The following is a 17,097-nucleotide window of genomic DNA, read 5'->3' on the forward strand; positions in this document are numbered from 1 at the left end:
GCCGGGGGGCGTGGCTTCCTGACCTTGATTGGAGTGAGGAAGGCCGGTCTGCAACCTGGGTGGGTTGCAGGGCTTTTCCTTTGAGGGAAACTACGGCAACCGCGATGGCCGGAGCACCTTCGCTTCACCGGCCTTGCTTGGGTCAAGAGGGACTGGGCTGACCAGCACCGCCGGGCCGCGATGAAGCAGGCCTCCCGAAACCACTTGGCAGCGCACACCCCCGCGCCCGCGCATCGCCTTATGGGCACCCGGAGCCAGCATTTCGTCCATCCAGGCGCAGGGGTGGGCAGGTCGTCCTGCCTTCAATCGCACCACGTCCCCGCCGGATTCCAGCGCGAATTCATGGCCAAGCAGGGGAGCCAGCTCGACTCCCCGCACCACCACGTTCCGTCGGGTCAGCAGGGGATCGAACGGCCCAGCCCCGAGTTCCGCCGCGATGGACTCCAGGGCCTCCATGGCAATAACCGTCACAGCGGCATCCATGTGGGCGGCCTTGCCAAAAAACCTGTCGCCAACAATCCCTTTGCCGGTCACCAGCTCCGCCTGCTCCGCGTCGGTGGTGGGGACATCCGCGGCTCCTTCGCGGGCACGGCCAAAGTAAGCATGGGCCGGCGACACCAAAAGGTGCAGCACCTCGACGTCGTACTTGTACTCGGTGGTCATTCCCTAACGCTAGCCCTCGGAGGCAACCATTGCTTGGGAATGTAAAGGGTGCTTTACTTCAGATATGAGTAAAGCTTCCTTTACATCCAGGCGTGCGCCGGTCCACCACTATGTGCTGGCGATCATCCTCGGCGCCATCCTGACCACCGCGGTTTCCGTCCTGGTGGGTGCATCAAACCCCCGTGACTTCTGGCTCGCTGCCGGGATTGGCGCTCTCTGTACTGTCTACCCGGCCATGTCGCTGGGAGCCAAGGTCTTCGTGGCCAACCACACCGTGGCCCGCGATGCCCACGGCGAGCAAAGTGTCGAGTTGCAGTGGATGCGCCAAGCCGGGGCCGGAGCCTTCCTGGACGTGTTGGTGGCCACGATCGTTGCTGTCCTGGTGCTGGTCATCGGGCGGTTCACGGTTGATGCGCTTCCGGTCCTTCTCGGCCTCGTTGTGTTGAGTGCCTTGGATGCGGGAGTTCGTTACTTGGTAATTCGCTACCGGGCGTTGAAGTGAAGAACAACCTCGCCGAGCGCCGGACCGGACGCAACTGGACCCAGGCTGACTTGGCGGCTGCGCTCGGTGTTTCCCGGCAGACGGTGATCTCCATAGAGCGGGAGAAGTTTGACCCTTCGCTGCCCTTGGCCTTCCTGATCGCAAGGACCTTCGACTGCGCCATTGAGGAGATCTTCACTGCTGATTGATGCACTGTGGCCCACGCCGCAGCGCTTTGGCCGCCGCCCCGATAATGTGGCACCGTGAACTTTGCGGAAGCCCCGGACGGCGCCGAACTCGTCTGGACCGAGGCTGGCGAGGGCGAACCACTGTTGTTGATCGCCGGGCAGGCCACGGCCATGGACGGTTGGGGCCCGACGGCGGAACTACTGTCCCGCTCTTACCGCGTCATCCGCTTCGATCACCGGGGGATAGGGCGGAGTGGGAAGGGCGACGCCGAGCGCTACACCACCAGACTCCTTGCCGAAGATGCTGCTGCCGTCCTCAAAGCGGCGAATGCGGATTTAGCACACGTGTACGGCCACTCGATGGGCGGGCGAATCGGCCAGTGGTTGGCCATCGACTACCCCCAGAAAGTCCGGACCCTGGTTCTGGCGGCGACGAGTGGAGGAAGGTGGCCGGACGCCAGTGTCCAACCGGACAAAGCTGCCCTGGCGGCCCTGGTCAGCGGCGACATGTCCCGGCTCGAAGAGCTCTTCTTCGACCCTGCATGGGTCCGCGCCAATCCCGAAGCGACGTACACGTTCTTCAATTCCCAGGCTTCGGCGTGGGCCAAAGCACGACATTTCAAGGCCAGTCGTGATCACGATGCCTGGAGCGAGCTCGGATCCATCAAGGCTCCTACGCTGATCCTTCACGGTACGGACGACCGACTCACTCCCTTGCCCAATGCCCTGGTCCTTCGTGAACACATCCCTCGCTCGGTACTGGTCCGCGTACCCGGAGGGGGGCACGGCCTGCACCTGGACCACCCCGAGACGATCGAATGGATCCGGCAGTTCATCGCCCGAAAGAGCAGCTAAAGCGCAGGAACCCGCAACACCTCAAGCGCAGCCACCAAATAGGGCACTGGATCCGGATCTGATCCGGCGGCCCATTGCATCCACGCCTCGAAGGTTGCGGCAAGGTATGCGGCACTCAAGTAGCGTGCCGCGGAATCGGAAAGGCCGTTCTCGATGAGGAAGCCCAAGGCCCTTTCGCGCCGTGGCGCCAAAGATTCGTAACTACGGCTGGTCAGTTCGGCATGCTCGGCGATCAAGCGGAGGCGCCCGCGGGTTACCGACAGATCCGGAATCACGGCGACTCCGGCGATCGCTGCTTCACGCAACCCGGCCAGCACATCGCCGTCGGACTTTCCGTGTTTGTGGAACGAGCCGAAGGCGAGCGTCGACGCCTCGATCACAGGTTCGGTGCCGCCCCAGACGAGATCCGCCTTGCTGGCGAAATAGCGGTAGAGGCTCTTGCGGCCGATGCCGGCAGCACGGGCGATGTCTTCCATGGAGGTGTTCTCATACCCGTGCTCGGCGAATAAGTCCAAGGCGAGTCCCGCCACAGCGTCGGGGTCGATGGTGGCTGGACGACCGCTGGCGCGCGCGGGCTTGGCATCTTCCGAAATCATCCCTCCAGTATTCACTCTTACATAATGACACAGAGTGTCATAAGGTGGGGGTGAACCACTCAGCAACCATCGGAAGGACATCATGGGCAACGACGCTTCATGGCAGGAGGCCACCACCTCTGGCCGTTTTGCCGGCAAGACCATCATCGTCACGGGCGCGGCTTCGGGCATCGGCCAAGCTACTGCCCTACGCATCGCCAAGGAAGGTGGCAGGGTCGTCGCGGCCGATATCAGCAAGGAACGTCTGGACGCCTTGGTGGAGCAGAACAGTGGCCTCGATCTGGTGCCCGTGGCGGGTGATATCTCCACTGAGGAAACCGTAGCCGCTGTCCTGGCTGCCGCAGCCGGACGAGTGGACGCCCTGGCCAACGTTGCCGGCATCATGGACAACTTCGCCCCCATCCATGAGGTGGATGACGAGCTCTGGGAACGTGTATTCCGCATCAATGTCACCTCCCTCATGCGCCTGACCCGCGCAGTGGTGCCGCTCATGCTGGAAGCCGGAACCGGATCTGTGGTGAACGTTGCGTCCGAGGCAGGCCTGCGTGGTTCTGCTGCCGGTGCCGCCTATACAGCGTCCAAGCACGCCGTGGTTGGCCTCACCAAGAACTCCGCTGTGATGTACGGACCCAAGGGTCTGCGGTTCAACGCCGTGGCCCCCGGCCCCACCATCACCAACATTGTGGCCAATTGGGGATCGCAGCTCGCTGCCGAACGGCTGGGCCCCTTGATGCAGGCGACTGTTCCGACTCCTGCCACCGCAGCACAGCTGGCCGCGTCCATCACGTTCTTGCTCAGTGAGGACGGCACAAATGTCAACGGCGCCATTCTGGCGTCCGACGGCGGCTGGTCGGCTCTATAGGGATTGCCCGCCAAGGTGCCGGATCAGCGCGTCCACTATGGGCAGTTGCCCTTTGACGAGCTTGGTCCGGGCCTCGGTCACTTCAAACCAACGGGCGTCGTCAATTTCCGGGAATTCCTTGATGACGCCTGAACCTTTGGGCCATTCCATAGGGAACGTGTTGCTGACGATCTGCTCCGGCTGAAAGTCGCTGGCCTCGGCGGCGTAAGTGGTGATGAGTTTGCCGGAAGGCTGCTTAAAAACGCCCAACAATTCGTAGTCTGTGGGCGGGGGAGGGGAACCTATTTCCTCCGTAAATTCCCGTTTCGCTGCGGCCAAAGGGTCCTCATCTTCGGGGAATTCACCCTTGGGTATGGACCAGGCATGCTGGTCCTTCCGAGCCCAGAAGGGCCCACCCATGTGGGCGATCCACAATTCCAATGGCCCAGCCGAGGTCTGTCGGTAAAGGAGTATGCCTGCGCTGCGAATGGCGATGAGAGCCCCCGGGTGATGGTGCTGCGGGTGAGTCGGACGGACAGGTCAAGGTTACTCCGCCCCGCGGTGCCGTTATCGAATTGACGTTGAATTGCCGATGTTGCTGGTTCATTTCGCTTCCGGCAGCGTCCCGCCTAATTGATAATCGAGGAGTTGCACGTTCCTCGGGGGTGGAACGTGACTGCGGTCTTCGGCAATTGCCGAAGGCGTTCTGGGCGCATCAGCAGGAGGACACAGCTATGGCATTGTCAGTGAGGCTCCTTCCACATGGGGGAAGAAAAGTCATGGGTTTGGCCGTCGTTATGGCGGTAGGTTTATCGATGTTCACTGGGATTGGTTCCGCGCAAGCCGCGGATACCACTCCCATGGCCGAGGATCCCGGGCCTGTGGGCAGCTTTGCTTGGAAAGGGTTCAACTGGCAGAAGCGTTTTTGGGGTGGGGCACCCATGTACAACGCGAGTTGGGATGCCAACAACGTAAGCAATCCCGACGCCAACGGCTACGTCAAACTCTCCATCTCCAACCCCACCGGATCCGCTCCGAAGGGCGCAGAGTTCCAGTCCACCCGTGAAGGGTTCGGCTACGGCACGTACAGCACCACGGTGGAGAAGGACGTCAGTGCGCTCCAAAAAGAAGTTGTGTGGGGTTGCTTGTTCACCTACGACCCCGCTGCGGAGCCGGGGTACACGGAGATCGACCTCTGTGAAGCATCAGCGTGGGGCGGAGGGGCCGCCTACGGTGAAGACTGGCCGGTAACCCAGGGTCACGGGTACTGGTTCGATGCCACGAAACCTCCGGGCCAGGGCAACAACACCGTCACGTTTGATGTCACGAACGCCCCGATTCTCACCCACAGGATGGTCTGGGAGCCAGGCAAGCTGACCTTCGAGACGTTCGCCGGCGAGGGCTACAGCGGGACCCTTCTGAAAAGGACCGTCCTGACGGGATCCACCGTTCCGCTGCCGGCCAATGAACAAATTCACTTCAACCTCTGGGTGACCGGTGGCGGTGGCGGGGATGCGGCACACGTTGCCCCTGAGACCGTCACTATTCGCGATTTCTCCTTCGTTCCGGGCATCCCGCTGGTGGCTCCGGCTCCTACGGTGTCAGGCACCGCAGCCGTCGGTTCAACGCTGACAGCAAACCCGGGAACCTGGACCACGGGAACTGCACTGACTTATCAGTGGTACCGGAACGGGGCGGCGATCTCCGGAGCTACTGGGTCCACCCGCGTTCTCGCGGCTGCAGACCAAGGCACAAAACTGACAGTGCGGGTCACGGGAACCAAGTCCGGCTACGCAACAACCACTAAGGAATCGGCCCAAACGGCCACAGTGGTAGCTGGCACCCTGGTGGCACCCGTTCCGACCATCACCGGGACGTTGACAGTTGGCTCCATGCTGACCGCCAACCCTGGCACCTGGACCTCCGGAACCACCCTGACCTACCAGTGGTACAGGTCCGGTGTGGCCATCTCCGGGGCGACGGCTAAGAACTACGTGCTGGTGAGCGCTGATCAGGCGGACACCATGAGCGTTCGGGTCACGGGGGCCAAGGCTGGTTACACCACGGTGGCCAAGACCTCGGCAAGCACAGCACCAGTGACGTAGGCGCGGATACAACAAACCCGCAGTTGTGTCGCGCTGGGGGAAAAGCGACACAACTGCGGGCATGTTGGGCTTGTTAGTTCTTCTGTGCCCGGACCGGCACAATCCTCTTGATGGCGAGGCCCAGGGCCAGCATGGCGAAAGCCGCCAGCGCGAACCAGAAGAGGTCTCCGGCTCCGGTCGCTGCGAGTGTGCCTGAGCCCATTCCGGCCGCGGTGACACCGGTGAGGGGAGCTACTGGGTTGTTGTACATGACTGCTACCAAACTTTCTTGCGGTTGAGTGCTGCATCCAGGTAGGCCTTTGCATGGACAGCCTGGAGGAAGATATCGATGACGGTTTCGTACATGGTGGCGGCCAGCAGCATGTACCTCCAGCCCCGGAACCGCACCGTGACGATGCGCTCCAGGACGAAGATGCCGGTGACTGCGATCCAGAACGGGTGAAGGTTCAGTCCCATTCCGGTGGTCAGGGCGAAGATGATGGAGCCGAAGTAGGCCAGGGTCACAATGACGCCGATCATGGACAGGAACTGACGGCCCCAGTAAGGCCTGGTGATCTTCGTCCACCCGTACTGCACGCAGTTCTCCACCGCGCCGCGCTTCCAGCGGAGCCGCTGGGCCCACAGTTCACGCCATGTGGGCATCACCTCGGTAACCAGCGTGCAGTTGGACGGAGAGGCGATGCGGTAGCCCAAGGTCAACAGGGCAAAGGAGAGCTCGTTGTCTTCGGTCAGGACTGACGTGTCGTAGACACCGCCTTTGCCGTTGCCGGGAGGAAGTGTGCCCTCCAGCCGGGCTGCGACCACGTCTCGGAGTGTTTTGACGCGGAACAGGGCTGCCGTTCCGGTCACTACCAGGCACTTGCCATGGAGGCGCTTGACGTCCCTGGCGTAGCGGGCGTATTCGTTGCGCTGCAGGTGCCCGACGAAACCTCCGCCAGGCCCGCCGCTGAACACGCCGCCCACGGCGCCGAGCAGTTCGTCGGTCAGGAGGTTCTTCGTTGCGTTCTCGATGAAGTCCAGGGCGAGCTGCGAGTCGGCATCCTGAACCAGGACCAGATCCTCGGGGTCGGCGTCGGGAAGCAGCTCGCTGAGGGCGAAGTTGAGCGCACCGGCCTTCTTGTCCTTGTTGCCGACGGTCCGCATGACCTCGACGCCCTGGGCAAGCGCGAGAGTCTCGGTGTCGTCGGTGCAGTTGTCCGCCACGACGATAATGCGGTCCGGACGGCGGGTCTGGTTGTTCAACGAGGTAAGGGTTTCCGTGATGCCGGCCGATTCGTTGTGGGCCGGAACCAGTACGGTGACCACGCCACCGGCCGCACGGTGGGATCCGCGTGGCGCAGCAGCAGTGTCCGTTGCGGCTGTGTCGGCCGTGATTTCCGTGAGCATTGTGATCCCTCCGTTCGTGCCTTGAAGCGTTGACTCACTTAGAGTTCCAATGCGAACGCAAGATCAGGGGAGGGAAACCGTCAAGGAAGTCTCAAGGTTTGCTCAGGACTTCCTTGACGGCGTCACGAACGGGGGTTCAGGACCACTTGAGCGGTTTGAGCGCCACGGGGGACGCGCCTTAAACGCAAGAGGACGACGCCGGTAAGTACCGGCGTCGTCCTCTTGTGTTTGCGGTGAGCTGCTTAGCGGCTCAGGCTCACGGTGAAGGTTTTGGGACCGCTGAGGGTGACTGCGATTCCGCAGTTTTCTGCAGCTGCCCGGTGTGACAGGGATTGGATGGCGGCGTCGATGGTGTGGTCGATGGCCGACTTGTCCCAGATTTTCAGCGTGATGGAGTCAGTATGTGTCGTCATTGTCAGTACTTTCACTCAGGCCGTTAACAGCCCCAAGCCTCTTCGCCCGGGGCCGCATCCTCGTCGGTGAGGATTGCTGATTCAGCTTGTATGGGAAACGAATTCCCTCATTCATGGTTCATGGTGCCCACCACGGTTGACAAGCGAATCCGGCCAAGTGTGACCGATTACACGTTGCTGATTACTCTGTGTAACCGGAGCGCACGCTCAGTTTCCTCCAACGGTCCAACCCGGCAAGTCCAGCGTGTAAGCCACCAACTGCACCTTCGGCGCACCGTCCCCACCTGCTTTGAAGGCCCACTCCCCGGAAAGTGGCCCGATGTGGTTGTTTTCGCGTTCAGGCGAGGCCAAAGCCGGTGGTGAAGAGACGGACAACTGCGAACAAATAGCACCGAAATCTCCCAGTCATTTCCCGTCAAACCCTTGACGATGCTGTGGAACCGCTGGTAAATCTTGTTGGCGGAAAGCGTTTTCTCACCCACCCCACCATCGCCCATCAATCTTGGTTGGCAATGCGGCGCATGAGTGAAACGTTCCAATCCGGGGCGGGCAGACCCACTGCCGCCCAGCATCAAAGGAGATGTTCTTTGACTCACCCCTCGAAATGTTCCTACCGCAACTCCCGCGCTCGTTCGTGGAAGGCGGTTCCCCTCGCAGCATCTGCTTCATTCGCCGCCGCCGCCATGGCGCTGACCGGTGTCCCGCTCGCGCAAGCAGCCCCTGTCCAGGTCCCGCAGGCAGCGCAAGCCAACCTTCCCGGCGTCGTGCCTGCCGCAAAAGATCCAGCCGCGCTGAAACGCCAGGTGGAAAACCTTGACCGCGCTCCGGTTGCCGTTCTGACCGATCACGGTGTCACGGTGAGCTGGCGCATGCTGGGCCTGGACAAGGACAGTATCGGCTTCCAGGTCCTGCGCGACGGCGTCAACATCACCCCGGAGCCCCTGCGCAACTCCACCATGTTCGTGGACCCCAATGGCACTGCGGAGTCGAGCTATGTCATCAAGACTTTTGGCAACGGACAGGGACAGGACAAGCTGACCGAAGCCGTGAAGCCGCTGACCCAGAACTATCTGGCCATCAAGCTGGACAAGCCTGCCGATGACGTCACGCCGGACGGCAAGGCCTACTCCTACTCCGCCAACGACGCCACGGTGGCGGACCTCGACGGCGACGGCAAGTACGAGGTCATCCAGACATGGTCGCCGTCCAACGCCAAGGACAACTCCCAGTCCGGTTATACGGGCAACGTCTACGTGGATGCCTACAAGTTGGACGGCACCAAGCTGTGGCGCATCGACCTGGGACGAAACATCCGGGCCGGCGCGCATTACACGCAGGTACTGGCCTACGACTTCGACGGCGACGGCAAGGCCGAGGTGTCCCTCAAGACAGCTGATGGCACCCGGGACGCGGCAGGTACCGTGATTGGAAACGCCGACGCCGACTTCCGCAACTCGGCGGGTTATGTCCTGGCCGGCCCTGAATTCCTTACCGTCTTCAAGGGCGACACCGGAACCATCATGGACACGGTCGCGTATGAGCCCGAGCGCGGAACAGTGGCCAGTTGGGGCGATAACTACGGTAACCGCGTGGATCGTTTCCTGGCCGGCGTGGCCTACCTGGACGGCGAACACCCCTCCATGATGTTCAGCCGCGGTTACTACACCCGCACGGTGCTGGTCACGTACGACCTCGTCAATGGCAAGCTCGTGAAGCGCTGGAGCTTCGATTCCAACCTCGCCGGGGATGAGTACAAGGGGCAAGGGAACCACAACTTGTCCGTCGCTGACGTTGACCAGGACGGCAAGGACGAGTTCGTCTTCGGCTCCATGACCATCGATGACAACGGCCAGCCGCTGTACAACACCAAGCTCGGCCACGGCGATGCCATCCACACCGGAGACCTCGACCCGTCACGGCCCGGACTGGAAACGTTCGCCGTCCACGAAAGCATGAGCCAGAGCGGTAATCGCGGGGCAACGTTCCGTGATGCCGCCACCGGTGAAGTGCTGTGGAGCATCCCTGCCATCAAGGACACCGGCCGAGGCGCGGCAGGCGATATTGATCCGCGGTACGCGGGAGCTGAAGGGTGGGCCATCGGCGGTTCTGCGGCGTGGGATTCACCCGTTGGCCAGCTCATGTCCGCCAACGGTGAGTTGATCGCGGAGAAGATCCCAGCCGCCAACTTCCTGGCCTGGTGGGATGGCGACCTGCTCCGCGAAATCGTGGACCACGACTACGACGCCACAGTGTCCCGCGGCGTACCCACCATCTCCAAGTGGAATTGGGAAACGGAAACCAGCGACCGGCTCCTGACCGCTGAAGGTGCCCGCAGCAACAACACCACCAAGGGCAACCCTTCCATTCAGGCCGACATCCTGGGTGACTGGCGCGAAGAGATCGCCTGGCCGTCCACGGACAGCACCGAATTGCGGATCTACACCACCACGGCTCCCACGGAGGTGCGGCTGCGGACGCTGATGCACGACACCGTGTACCGGACGGCCGTTGCCCGGGAGAATGTTGCCTACAACCAGCCGCCGCACCCGAGCTTCTTCATCGGTGAGGGCATGCAGGCTCCGGCGATTCCCGCCGTCGTTTACACCGGCGCGAAGAAGTAGCGCACAGCAGCAATGCGGGGTCACTTACGGCCCATTCGGGCGCCTTTTAAGGGCCGTAAGTGACCCCGCGTTGCTTTCTGGGGTCAGTCGATAACCCGGCCATTCTGGACGAGGAACTCCAGGTGTTCGGAAATGTCGGCCAGCACGGAGATATCCGCCACCGGGTCGGCTCCGAGCACCAGCATGTCAGCGTCTGCCCCAGCTGCGATCACACCCAGTTCGCCTTCGCGCTCAAGCAGCAGGGCCGCCGTCGTGGTTGCGGAGCGGATGGCGTCAATCGCGGGCTGGACCTTGCCGAGCAGCCTGAACTGCTCGTTCTGGTGGCGGTGCATGCCACCCAGGAGGTCCGAGCCGAAGGCCATTTTGACGCCGGCTTCGTGGGCACGCGAGATCGCTTCGAGGCCGCTGGTGAGGACGGAATCCACCTTGGCCCACATTTCCTCCGTGAGCCCGAATTCCTTGCCCTCTTCCTTCAGCGCCCAGTACGTGACAAGCGTGGGGACCAGGAACGCGTCCTTTTCGAGGAACAGCTTCAGGCTCTGGTCGTCCAGGAGGTTGCCGTGTTCAATCGAGCGGACGCCGGCTTCCAAGGCACGGTTGATGGCCCTGGCGGTGTAGGCGTGGGCGGCAACGTAGCGGTTTGCCGCCTCGGCTTCTTCCACCGCTGCGCGCATCTCCTCCATGGAGTACTGGGTGGAGTCGATGCGGTCCGTGGGGGAGGATACGCCGCCGGAGGCCATGATCTTGATGTGGTGGGCACCCTTGCGGATCTCGTCGCGGGCGGCGGCGCGGACAGCGTCAACGCCGTCGGCTACGCGGCCGATGCCGCAGCACCCACGGCCGTTGGGATCGTGGTCTTCGCCCGGGAGGCGCATGTCTCCGTGACCGCCGGTCTGGCTGAGGGCATGGCCGCAGAAGTGTATCTTCGGTCCCTCCAGCAGTCCTTCCTCTTGTGCCATGGCCAACCCGAAGTCGGCGCCGGACAGGTCGCGCACGGTGGTGAAGCCGCGGCGCAGCATTTCTCCCATGATGCGGGCAGTCTGCGCGTAGACATACGACGCCGGCGTGTAGGTCAGCGACCGGAAGTCAGCGCTCGAGGCAACCACATGGACGTGGGCATCAATCAAGCCGGGAATGACAAACTTGCCAGTGCCGTCGATGACCCGCGCGCCGGAAGGCGCTTCGGCATTCAGCCCGACGCTGCTGATCTTCCCGTCAACACTGACGACGTCGGCAGTTGAGTAGGTGCCCGCTTCAACGTCCAGGACGCTGGCGTTGCGGATGACCAGGGGAGTGCTTTCTGGGGCGGTGCTCATTTAAACGTTGTCCTTCGCTGGTTCTTCGGTGCCTTCAGGGACTTCGGTGGGGTGGGCTTCAAAGGCCTGAACAAGGTGGGCCACGTTGGAGCTGACGACGTCGACGGCGATTCCCACACTTTGCTGCGTGTACTTGCCTTCTGCATCAAGGAGCGCCAAGACGCCCACCACGTTGTGCTCCCGGTCGAGGACCGGCACGTTGATGACGGCGCCGCAACCCAGTTGCTGGATGAGTTCTGAATCTGTGAAAACGTCCCGGAGTGCTGTCAGGTCCGCGGCCAGGAAGGGCCTCTTGTCCTCGATGACCGTCCCCAGCCAGCCGGGTGAGATCTCCACTGTCTTCTCGGCCCCCACCGGATACTCGTCCGGGTGGCTGGTGAAGAGGCGTTTGAGACTGGAACGCTGCGGGATCCACTGCAGTGCAGTAAACAGAATGACTCCTGGTTCCTGCTGCATGGCCTCGAAGGTCTGCTGGAAAACTGCGTCTGTATTCATCACTCTTACTTGCTTTCTGCCGCTGCCGGGTCATGCTCGGCGCGGGCGTTGATGTTCTCCAACGACTTGCCAGCGGTGGAGGCGCCGAAGATGACCACGCCCAGGACGCCGATGGTCAGCACCACGGTGGTCATGGTGAACACGCCACCGAAGCCGAGGGAGGCGGCGAAGATGCCGATGATGGACGGTGCAAGGATGCTGCCGATGCGACCCACTGCGCTGGCCAGGCCAACACCGGTGGCACGCATCCATGTGGGGAAGAGTTCCGGAGTGTAGGCGTAGACGCCGGCGTAGGTGCCGTTGAGGAAGAAGGACAACGTTGCGGCGGCCAGCAGGATCATGCCGGAATCGTTGGACTGGCTCAGCCAGAAAGCGCTGATGGCCGATCCCGCCAAGTAAAGGGCGATGGTGTTCTTGCGGTCAATCCGGTCACACAACCAGGCGGCGGAGAAGTAGCCGGGGATCTGTGCCAGGTAAATGAGGATGGAGAACTCGAAGCTCTTGGTGATGGTGATGCCGCGTCCTACAAGGAGCGTTGGAATCCAGGAGAAGAAGCCGTAGTAGGAGAACGTAATCACGAACCAGATCAGCCAGATCACGGCGGTCCGGCGACGCATGGCCTTGGACCACATGAACTTCAGGGCGTTCCAGATGCTGATCTTTTGTTCGTGCTTGGTGATCTCTTCCTCTGCGGGTGGCAGGGCCGGGAGTGGTTTGCCCGTGGCTTTCACTACACTCTGCTCAAACCGGTCCACCACTTCGGTTGCCTCTGCGATGCGGCCCCGGCTGATGAGGAAGCGTGGGGACTCGGGCAGGCTGCGACGCCACCAGAGCAGGAGAAGGATGGGAACGGCGGTGATGACCTGCGCCCAGCGCCAGCCGTCCTCGCCGAGGGGAACAACGAATCGGCCGATCAGTGCCGCAGCCACGAAGCCAAAGGAGAAGAATCCGGCCAAGGTTCCAATGAACCAGCCGCGGCGCTTCGGGGGAATGAACTCCGACAGGAACGGGGCGATGATCACGCTTTCTGCGCCTGCGCCCAATCCTGCAAAGATCCGTGCAATCAGGAAGATTTCGAAGTTGGGGGCCATGGCAGCAACTACCGACATGAGGCAGTAGAAGGCCAGAGCCCACAGCATGACCTTCTTGCGGCCAAAGCGATCGCCCATCCAACCGGCAAGGATCGCGCCGAAGAAGAAGCCGAACGGGGCTGCTGAGCCCACCAGTCCGAGGCTGGCGGTGCTGAGGCCCCATAGTTCCTGGATACGGGGGAGGAGGAAGGCCACCACGGCACCGTCCATGCCGTCGAAGGAGTAGCCGAGGCCTCCTATGAGGAGAAGCTTGTAGTGTGGTCGACTGAGAGCCAGACGATCAAGGCGTGCTGTGAGTGACATGGTGATTCCTGCCAAAGTGGGCCAAGTTGTACATTTTTAGGAATATGCACGGATCTGTGCAGAAGCGATGTATCGAAGTTACGGCCAAAGTGTGAGGTAGGTCAATAGGTGGAAGAAGATTTCGACTCGTCAACGTTGACCGAGTGGCTGGATAGTCGTGTCCAGGGACGGAAGCTCGCGGCACGCCAAATGCAAGTGATCGGCATCCTCCGATCCCAGCCCCGCCTTGCCTCCTACGGCTCGGTCAGCGACATCGCCGCAGTGGCCGCCTCGAACGCCTCGACCGTGACCAGAACCGCGCAAACACTGGGCTTCAAGGGGTGGGCAGACTTCCAATTTGAGCTGCGTTCACGGTTTCTTGCGTCGCTGAGCGCAGTGGAGGTTGCGGCCGAACACAACGGCCACATCAGTAGTCCTGCACAGGCGGCGGTGTCCACCGACCGGGCGAACCTGGCGCATTTCGAGCGCACTTTGGACGCCCACACTCTTCATAATATTGCGGAGGCGATCGCAGGCGCACGGCAGACTTACATCGTTGCCGCGGGTAGTTACGCGATCCCGGGCAAAGCTCTGGAGCACAACGCGATCATCGCCGGTTACAACGTCCGGCTCCTCGACGCCGACGTCGCCGCCCTCACCAACGCCATTGCACGGCTTGGTGCAGAAGACCTGGTCATCGCCATCAGCCTCTGGCGGGTCTACGACAGCACCATGCGGGCCGTCGAGATCGCGCACAACCTGGGCACGCCCATCGTTTCGATCACCGACAGTGCGGGATCGCCCGTCGCGGTGCATGCTGATCACAGGATTGTGGTGCCCACTGAAGGCGCCGGCTTCTTCCCGTCCCTGACAGGTGCGGTGTCCGCGGTCCAGGCGATCGCCGTCGAGCTTGCCTCCCTGGACCGAGAGCGTTCCAACCAGAACATCGCCGCCTCGGAGCGGACCTGGGACCAGATGCGGATCATGCATCCGCGAAGCAGTTCCTAGGTCCGCGCCCAGGCAGGACTTACGACGCCGGGACCTCCTGCGGTGCATCGGCCGCCGCCGGCAGGTGGTGACCGACCAGGGCCAGGTTCTGGATAACGGCCAGGCCGAACTGGGCGGTGTCGTTGGTGGACACGGTAGGGGCTTCATCGACCGGCTGAAGCACGTATGGCGGCAGGATCTTCTTGAGCGTGAAAGCCTCGGCGTGGTTCAGGTTCTCCCCGCCCTCGGCAAAGCTCTCCCACGCCAACTCCGCCAGTTCCGGCGAACCCAGCCGGGCCGCGGCATAGGCCGTCAGCCGGCTGTGCGCCTGGGTGAGGTAGATGCCCGCTAAAGGTTGGCCCACCTCTGCGATCTGCTCCTCGGGGGTGGCCAGGAAGAGCCGGCAATACTGCATCCAGGCTTCCTCGAAGTCCTTGTCCGGCACCAAGTTGATCAGTTCGCTGCAGATTTCCACCAAACCGAACACGGCACTCAGGTGCGAGACGCTGATGACTTCCCTGCCGGCGTCGAACCTTCCTGCATCCAGGTCGTACAGCGCCTCGCCCGTCAAGAAGCCATACTTCAGTGCGCCGATGTCTGCCATGGTTCCGAGGAGTCGATCCCGTGAGCGCGGGTTGCCGGTACGCTCCCAATCGGTGAGCCACGTGGCGGCCAGGGAGCCCCAGTCCGTACCCAGCCCGACGCCCAAGGCGCCGCGGTCCGGACGGTACGTATCGGCGTCGGGCCTGACTTTGCGGACGGGGTCCAAGCCGAGGAAGTTCTGGTCGCTGTCCACCAGTTCGGTGAGGAGATCGCCGGTGCGCTCATCCGCGGTCAGGTAGTAGTAGAAGCGCCGGTAGGCTGGCGTGCTGATGCGCAGCTGCTTGGCGCTGCAGCCCCAGTGCTGGACGTTGTGCCGTGAACCCAATCCGCGCCACGGACCCAAGTGGTAGACATCCGCCTCACCGGTGTGGCGGGTCATGGCCTCGGCGTAGCGGAAGACGTCCGCACGGCCTGTCCGCAGGTACATGTACCAGAGCCAGAGATCGGGGGAGAGCTCAGAGTTGTCCCACGCGTAGCCGCCCACGTCGTAGCGCCACACGTGCCGGTCGGTGTCGTAGGTGTGCATGACGTCGCCGTAGTTCCAGAATCCGTACCAGCGGCGCTGTTCGGTCTGGCCCTGGTAGAAGTCGAACAGGAAATCCAGCTTGTCTTCCAGCTCCGCCTTCGCCGGAGTGCTGCGGTCCACCGGCGCCCAGTCACCAAAGACGCCTGCCGCGTGCAGGTACTCGGGCGAGGGCTGCAGCAGCGGGGGAGTGGACGCGGACCGGGCATCCGCGGAGAGATTCTCCGTACTGGGGGTCGAGTCGTAGGCGAACAGCGTCAGTTCGTGCGTGCGGGCAATGCCCGTGGGGTTGCCAAAGCCCGGCTCGTAGTCCTCGTACGTGATTTCGAGGCCCTCAAGCTGGTCCTCGAACGTGTCCTGGCCCAGGCCGTCGTGATAGAAGCGGAGGTCCATCGGCTGGGCTTCGGGTGAGTAGAGCCAGGCAGTGACCGTCGCCTGATCGGTGGCTGCCCCGCGGATGTCCAGCTGCCCGGGGTGGGACTGCCAGAAGTCCCGGATGCCAACACCGAAGCCGCCACGGGCCTCGCTCAACGAGCAGAACCCGGCCGCCCTGGTGCCACCCGAAATCCCCACCCAGCCGTGGCCGGGAGCAGTCCGTTTGCGCAGGTCAAAGCCGTCGGCTGTCAGTTGCGTGAGGGTGTAGTCGTTCCAGCTCGGGATGAGATGGAGGCGCTCGGAAACCAGCGGACTCCATTCGCCCAGTGGCGGCGTTGGACGGCCGGCGATCTGCGCGGCGCGTACTTCCTCGCCGGGATCCCGCCGTAGCCCGGTCAGCCCGCGGACGGCTTCCACCAGGAATCCGTCGTCGGCCCCGGCGATCCGGACATGCCGATCATGCAGTTCGCTTTCCAGGGGCACCGTGAACTGGACGCCGAGCCCGGCAAGGAAATCCTGGTCGGCGTCGCCGTCCCAGATGAACGAGTGCATCATTCTCACGCTGCGGGCGCCCGCGTAGAAGTAGAAGCGGACGGTGAACGGGAGCCATTCCTTGGTGCCGTCATCGGCGCGGTGCGAGCCCTCCACCTTGACCACCGCGCGGACGGGACCAGCCTGCTCCACGGTGACGCTGGTGGTGTGGCCGGTGAAGCCCATGCGGGTGGTGGTACCTGTACCCTCGGCCAGCCCCGACTGCAGCAGGCTCACCAGGCGGCCGTCTTTTGCCACCACTTCATTGGTGCGGCGGAGTTCGCTGAACAGGGAGTCGCCACTCCTGTGCAGGACCATCTCCAGTGTGCCCGTGGACACGGTGATGGTCCCTTCTTCTTCGGTGACCGTCACCTCGGTGGAGCGTTCGACGGCGGCTGCCGCGCCGCCGTCGTTCGCTTCAGTCGGGTGGGTGACGAAGTAGGTGTCAGCAGGCTGATCCGTTGCGCCAAGGGCAACGCCGCCCCACTTCAGCGAGCCATCGGGCCAGGTGGCAAGGGGCCAGGTTTGGGCGTTGACGGTGCTGCCGTTGGAGTCGAGAACCTTGAGTGCGGCCGCGTCGTGCACGGTGCCGCGTTGGAACGGCATTCCCCACGTCGTGCCGCCGCTGAGTCCGGCGGGCGGTTCGCCATCGATCCACGTGATCGGGGCGTGCTGAGTCATGGTCTATTCCACCTAAGAGTCTGGGAAAACGCTTTCTTGAGACGTTTCAATAACTTACCCGTGG

At 62.7% G+C, this 17,097-nt stretch carries 17 protein-coding genes; 7 read left to right on the plus strand and 10 right to left on the minus strand.

All coding sequences use genetic code 11. The features are described 5' to 3' along the window. Positions 1 to 90: 90 nt before the first annotated feature. Positions 91 to 663: an MOSC domain-containing protein gene (locus ACSSVG_RS14355; RefSeq protein WP_492415303.1), complete on the minus strand. Its 573-nt coding sequence runs from the start codon at positions 661 to 663 to the stop codon at positions 91 to 93. 64 nt (positions 664 to 727) lie between these two features. Between ACSSVG_RS14355 and ACSSVG_RS14360 the strand changes: the two genes are divergently transcribed. From ACSSVG_RS14360 to ACSSVG_RS14370, 3 genes are read left to right on the plus strand one after another with little or no spacing between them, the layout of a single operon-like run. Further along, positions 728 to 1,165, plus strand: a complete 438-nt coding sequence (locus tag ACSSVG_RS14360) for a hypothetical protein (protein ID WP_492415304.1) — start codon at positions 728 to 730, stop codon at positions 1,163 to 1,165. Next, positions 1,162 to 1,353 carry a helix-turn-helix transcriptional regulator gene (locus ACSSVG_RS14365; protein ID WP_159705893.1) on the plus strand — a complete coding sequence of 64 codons (192 nt, stop codon included), beginning with the start codon at positions 1,162 to 1,164 and terminating at the stop codon, positions 1,351 to 1,353. The genes ACSSVG_RS14360 and ACSSVG_RS14365 overlap by 4 nt, the downstream gene beginning before the upstream one ends. 54 nt (positions 1,354 to 1,407) lie before the next feature. After that, positions 1,408 to 2,187 (plus strand): alpha/beta fold hydrolase, encoded by a 780-nt coding sequence (locus ACSSVG_RS14370; protein ID WP_492415305.1) that lies wholly within the window; start codon positions 1,408 to 1,410, stop codon positions 2,185 to 2,187. Here ACSSVG_RS14370 and ACSSVG_RS14375 read toward each other — a convergent pair. After that, a complete protein-coding gene (locus tag ACSSVG_RS14375) occupies positions 2,184 to 2,783 on the minus strand; it encodes a TetR family transcriptional regulator (protein WP_231342969.1) in 600 nt (199 codons plus the stop codon). The genes ACSSVG_RS14370 and ACSSVG_RS14375 overlap by 4 nt on opposite strands. A gap of 82 nt (positions 2,784 to 2,865) precedes the next feature. Between ACSSVG_RS14375 and ACSSVG_RS14380 the strand changes: the two genes are divergently transcribed. Then, complete coding sequence (locus tag ACSSVG_RS14380) at positions 2,866 to 3,645, plus strand: SDR family NAD(P)-dependent oxidoreductase (RefSeq protein WP_492415306.1); 780 nt, start codon at positions 2,866 to 2,868, stop codon at positions 3,643 to 3,645. Here ACSSVG_RS14380 and ACSSVG_RS14385 read toward each other — a convergent pair. Then, positions 3,640 to 4,119, minus strand: coding sequence for an NUDIX hydrolase (locus ACSSVG_RS14385; RefSeq protein ID WP_492419209.1), 480 nt, complete (start codon positions 4,117 to 4,119; stop codon positions 3,640 to 3,642). The genes ACSSVG_RS14380 and ACSSVG_RS14385 overlap by 6 nt on opposite strands. Before the next feature lie 320 nt (positions 4,120 to 4,439). Here ACSSVG_RS14385 and ACSSVG_RS14390 point away from each other — a divergent pair, with 320 nt between their 5' ends. Further along, positions 4,440 to 5,729 carry a hypothetical protein gene (locus ACSSVG_RS14390; protein WP_492415307.1) on the plus strand — a complete coding sequence of 430 codons (1,290 nt, stop codon included), beginning with the start codon at positions 4,440 to 4,442 and terminating at the stop codon, positions 5,727 to 5,729. 73 nt (positions 5,730 to 5,802) lie between these two features. On the opposite strand, the gene ACSSVG_RS14395 is transcribed toward ACSSVG_RS14390, so the two are convergent. The 3 genes from ACSSVG_RS14395 to ACSSVG_RS14405 form a co-directional block, all read right to left on the minus strand. Continuing rightward, positions 5,803 to 5,979: a hypothetical protein gene (locus ACSSVG_RS14395; RefSeq protein ID WP_200846855.1), complete on the minus strand. Its 177-nt coding sequence runs from the start codon at positions 5,977 to 5,979 to the stop codon at positions 5,803 to 5,805. Positions 5,980 to 5,984: 5 nt separating this feature from the next. Then, on the minus strand, positions 5,985 to 7,115 hold the full coding sequence (locus tag ACSSVG_RS14400; protein ID WP_492415308.1) for a glycosyltransferase family 2 protein: 1,131 nt from the start codon (positions 7,113 to 7,115) through the stop codon (positions 5,985 to 5,987). A gap of 242 nt (positions 7,116 to 7,357) precedes the next feature. Then, the gene (locus tag ACSSVG_RS14405) at positions 7,358 to 7,528 is read right to left on the minus strand and encodes a hypothetical protein (RefSeq protein WP_018778796.1); all 171 of its coding nucleotides are present in this window, start codon (positions 7,526 to 7,528) and stop codon (positions 7,358 to 7,360) included. A 587-nt stretch (positions 7,529 to 8,115) separates the two neighbouring features. Here ACSSVG_RS14405 and ACSSVG_RS14410 point away from each other — a divergent pair. Continuing rightward, the gene (locus ACSSVG_RS14410) at positions 8,116 to 10,149 is read left to right on the plus strand and encodes a rhamnogalacturonan lyase (RefSeq protein WP_492415309.1); all 2,034 of its coding nucleotides are present in this window, start codon (positions 8,116 to 8,118) and stop codon (positions 10,147 to 10,149) included. 83 nt (positions 10,150 to 10,232) lie between these two features. Here the strand turns inward: ACSSVG_RS14410 and ACSSVG_RS14415 are convergent, their stop codons facing one another. The 3 genes from ACSSVG_RS14415 to ACSSVG_RS14425 are packed head-to-tail and all read right to left on the minus strand — an operon-like array spanning position 10,233 to position 13,354. Further along, positions 10,233 to 11,465, minus strand: a complete 1,233-nt coding sequence (locus tag ACSSVG_RS14415; protein ID WP_253464412.1) for a metal-dependent hydrolase family protein — start codon at positions 11,463 to 11,465, stop codon at positions 10,233 to 10,235. After that, a complete protein-coding gene (locus ACSSVG_RS14420; protein WP_492415310.1) occupies positions 11,466 to 11,960 on the minus strand; it encodes a GAF domain-containing protein in 495 nt (164 codons plus the stop codon). Positions 11,961 to 11,965: 5 nt separating this feature from the next. Continuing rightward, entirely contained in the window at positions 11,966 to 13,354 is a 1,389-nt protein-coding gene (locus tag ACSSVG_RS14425) for an MFS transporter (RefSeq protein WP_492415311.1), read from the minus strand. A gap of 108 nt (positions 13,355 to 13,462) precedes the next feature. On the opposite strand from ACSSVG_RS14425, the gene ACSSVG_RS14430 reads away from it, so the two are divergent. Then, positions 13,463 to 14,341 (plus strand): MurR/RpiR family transcriptional regulator, encoded by an 879-nt coding sequence (locus ACSSVG_RS14430; RefSeq protein WP_159705853.1) that lies wholly within the window; start codon positions 13,463 to 13,465, stop codon positions 14,339 to 14,341. A gap of 19 nt (positions 14,342 to 14,360) precedes the next feature. On the opposite strand, the gene ACSSVG_RS14435 is transcribed toward ACSSVG_RS14430, so the two are convergent. Further along, positions 14,361 to 17,033: an exo-rhamnogalacturonan lyase family protein gene (locus ACSSVG_RS14435; RefSeq protein WP_492415312.1), complete on the minus strand. Its 2,673-nt coding sequence runs from the start codon at positions 17,031 to 17,033 to the stop codon at positions 14,361 to 14,363. Between the last annotated feature and the right edge of the window lie 64 nt (positions 17,034 to 17,097).

It is taken from the genome of Paenarthrobacter sp. E2MeOHC11 (genome assembly GCF_058744955.1).

Coding starts and splice junctions, on each gene's coding strand:
- ACSSVG_RS14355 (WP_492415303.1), bottom strand. CDS start 663: ATGACCACCGAGTACAAGTACGACGTCGAGGTGCTGCACCTTTTGGTG.
- ACSSVG_RS14360 (WP_492415304.1), top strand. CDS start 728: ATGAGTAAAGCTTCCTTTACATCCAGGCGTGCGCCGGTCCACCACTAT.
- ACSSVG_RS14375 (WP_231342969.1), bottom strand. CDS start 2,783: ATGATTTCGGAAGATGCCAAGCCCGCGCGCGCCAGCGGTCGTCCAGCC.
- ACSSVG_RS14380 (WP_492415306.1), top strand. CDS start 2,866: ATGGGCAACGACGCTTCATGGCAGGAGGCCACCACCTCTGGCCGTTTT.
- ACSSVG_RS14390 (WP_492415307.1), top strand. CDS start 4,440: ATGTTCACTGGGATTGGTTCCGCGCAAGCCGCGGATACCACTCCCATG.
- ACSSVG_RS14395 (WP_200846855.1), bottom strand. CDS start 5,979: ATGTACAACAACCCAGTAGCTCCCCTCACCGGTGTCACCGCGGCCGGA.
- ACSSVG_RS14400 (WP_492415308.1), bottom strand. CDS start 7,115: ATGCTCACGGAAATCACGGCCGACACAGCCGCAACGGACACTGCTGCT.
- ACSSVG_RS14405 (WP_018778796.1), bottom strand. CDS start 7,528: ATGACGACACATACTGACTCCATCACGCTGAAAATCTGGGACAAGTCG.
- ACSSVG_RS14415 (WP_253464412.1), bottom strand. CDS start 11,465: ATGAGCACCGCCCCAGAAAGCACTCCCCTGGTCATCCGCAACGCCAGC.
- ACSSVG_RS14420 (WP_492415310.1), bottom strand. CDS start 11,960: ATGAATACAGACGCAGTTTTCCAGCAGACCTTCGAGGCCATGCAGCAG.
- ACSSVG_RS14425 (WP_492415311.1), bottom strand. CDS start 13,354: ATGTCACTCACAGCACGCCTTGATCGTCTGGCTCTCAGTCGACCACAC.
- ACSSVG_RS14435 (WP_492415312.1), bottom strand. CDS start 17,033: ATGACTCAGCACGCCCCGATCACGTGGATCGATGGCGAACCGCCCGCC.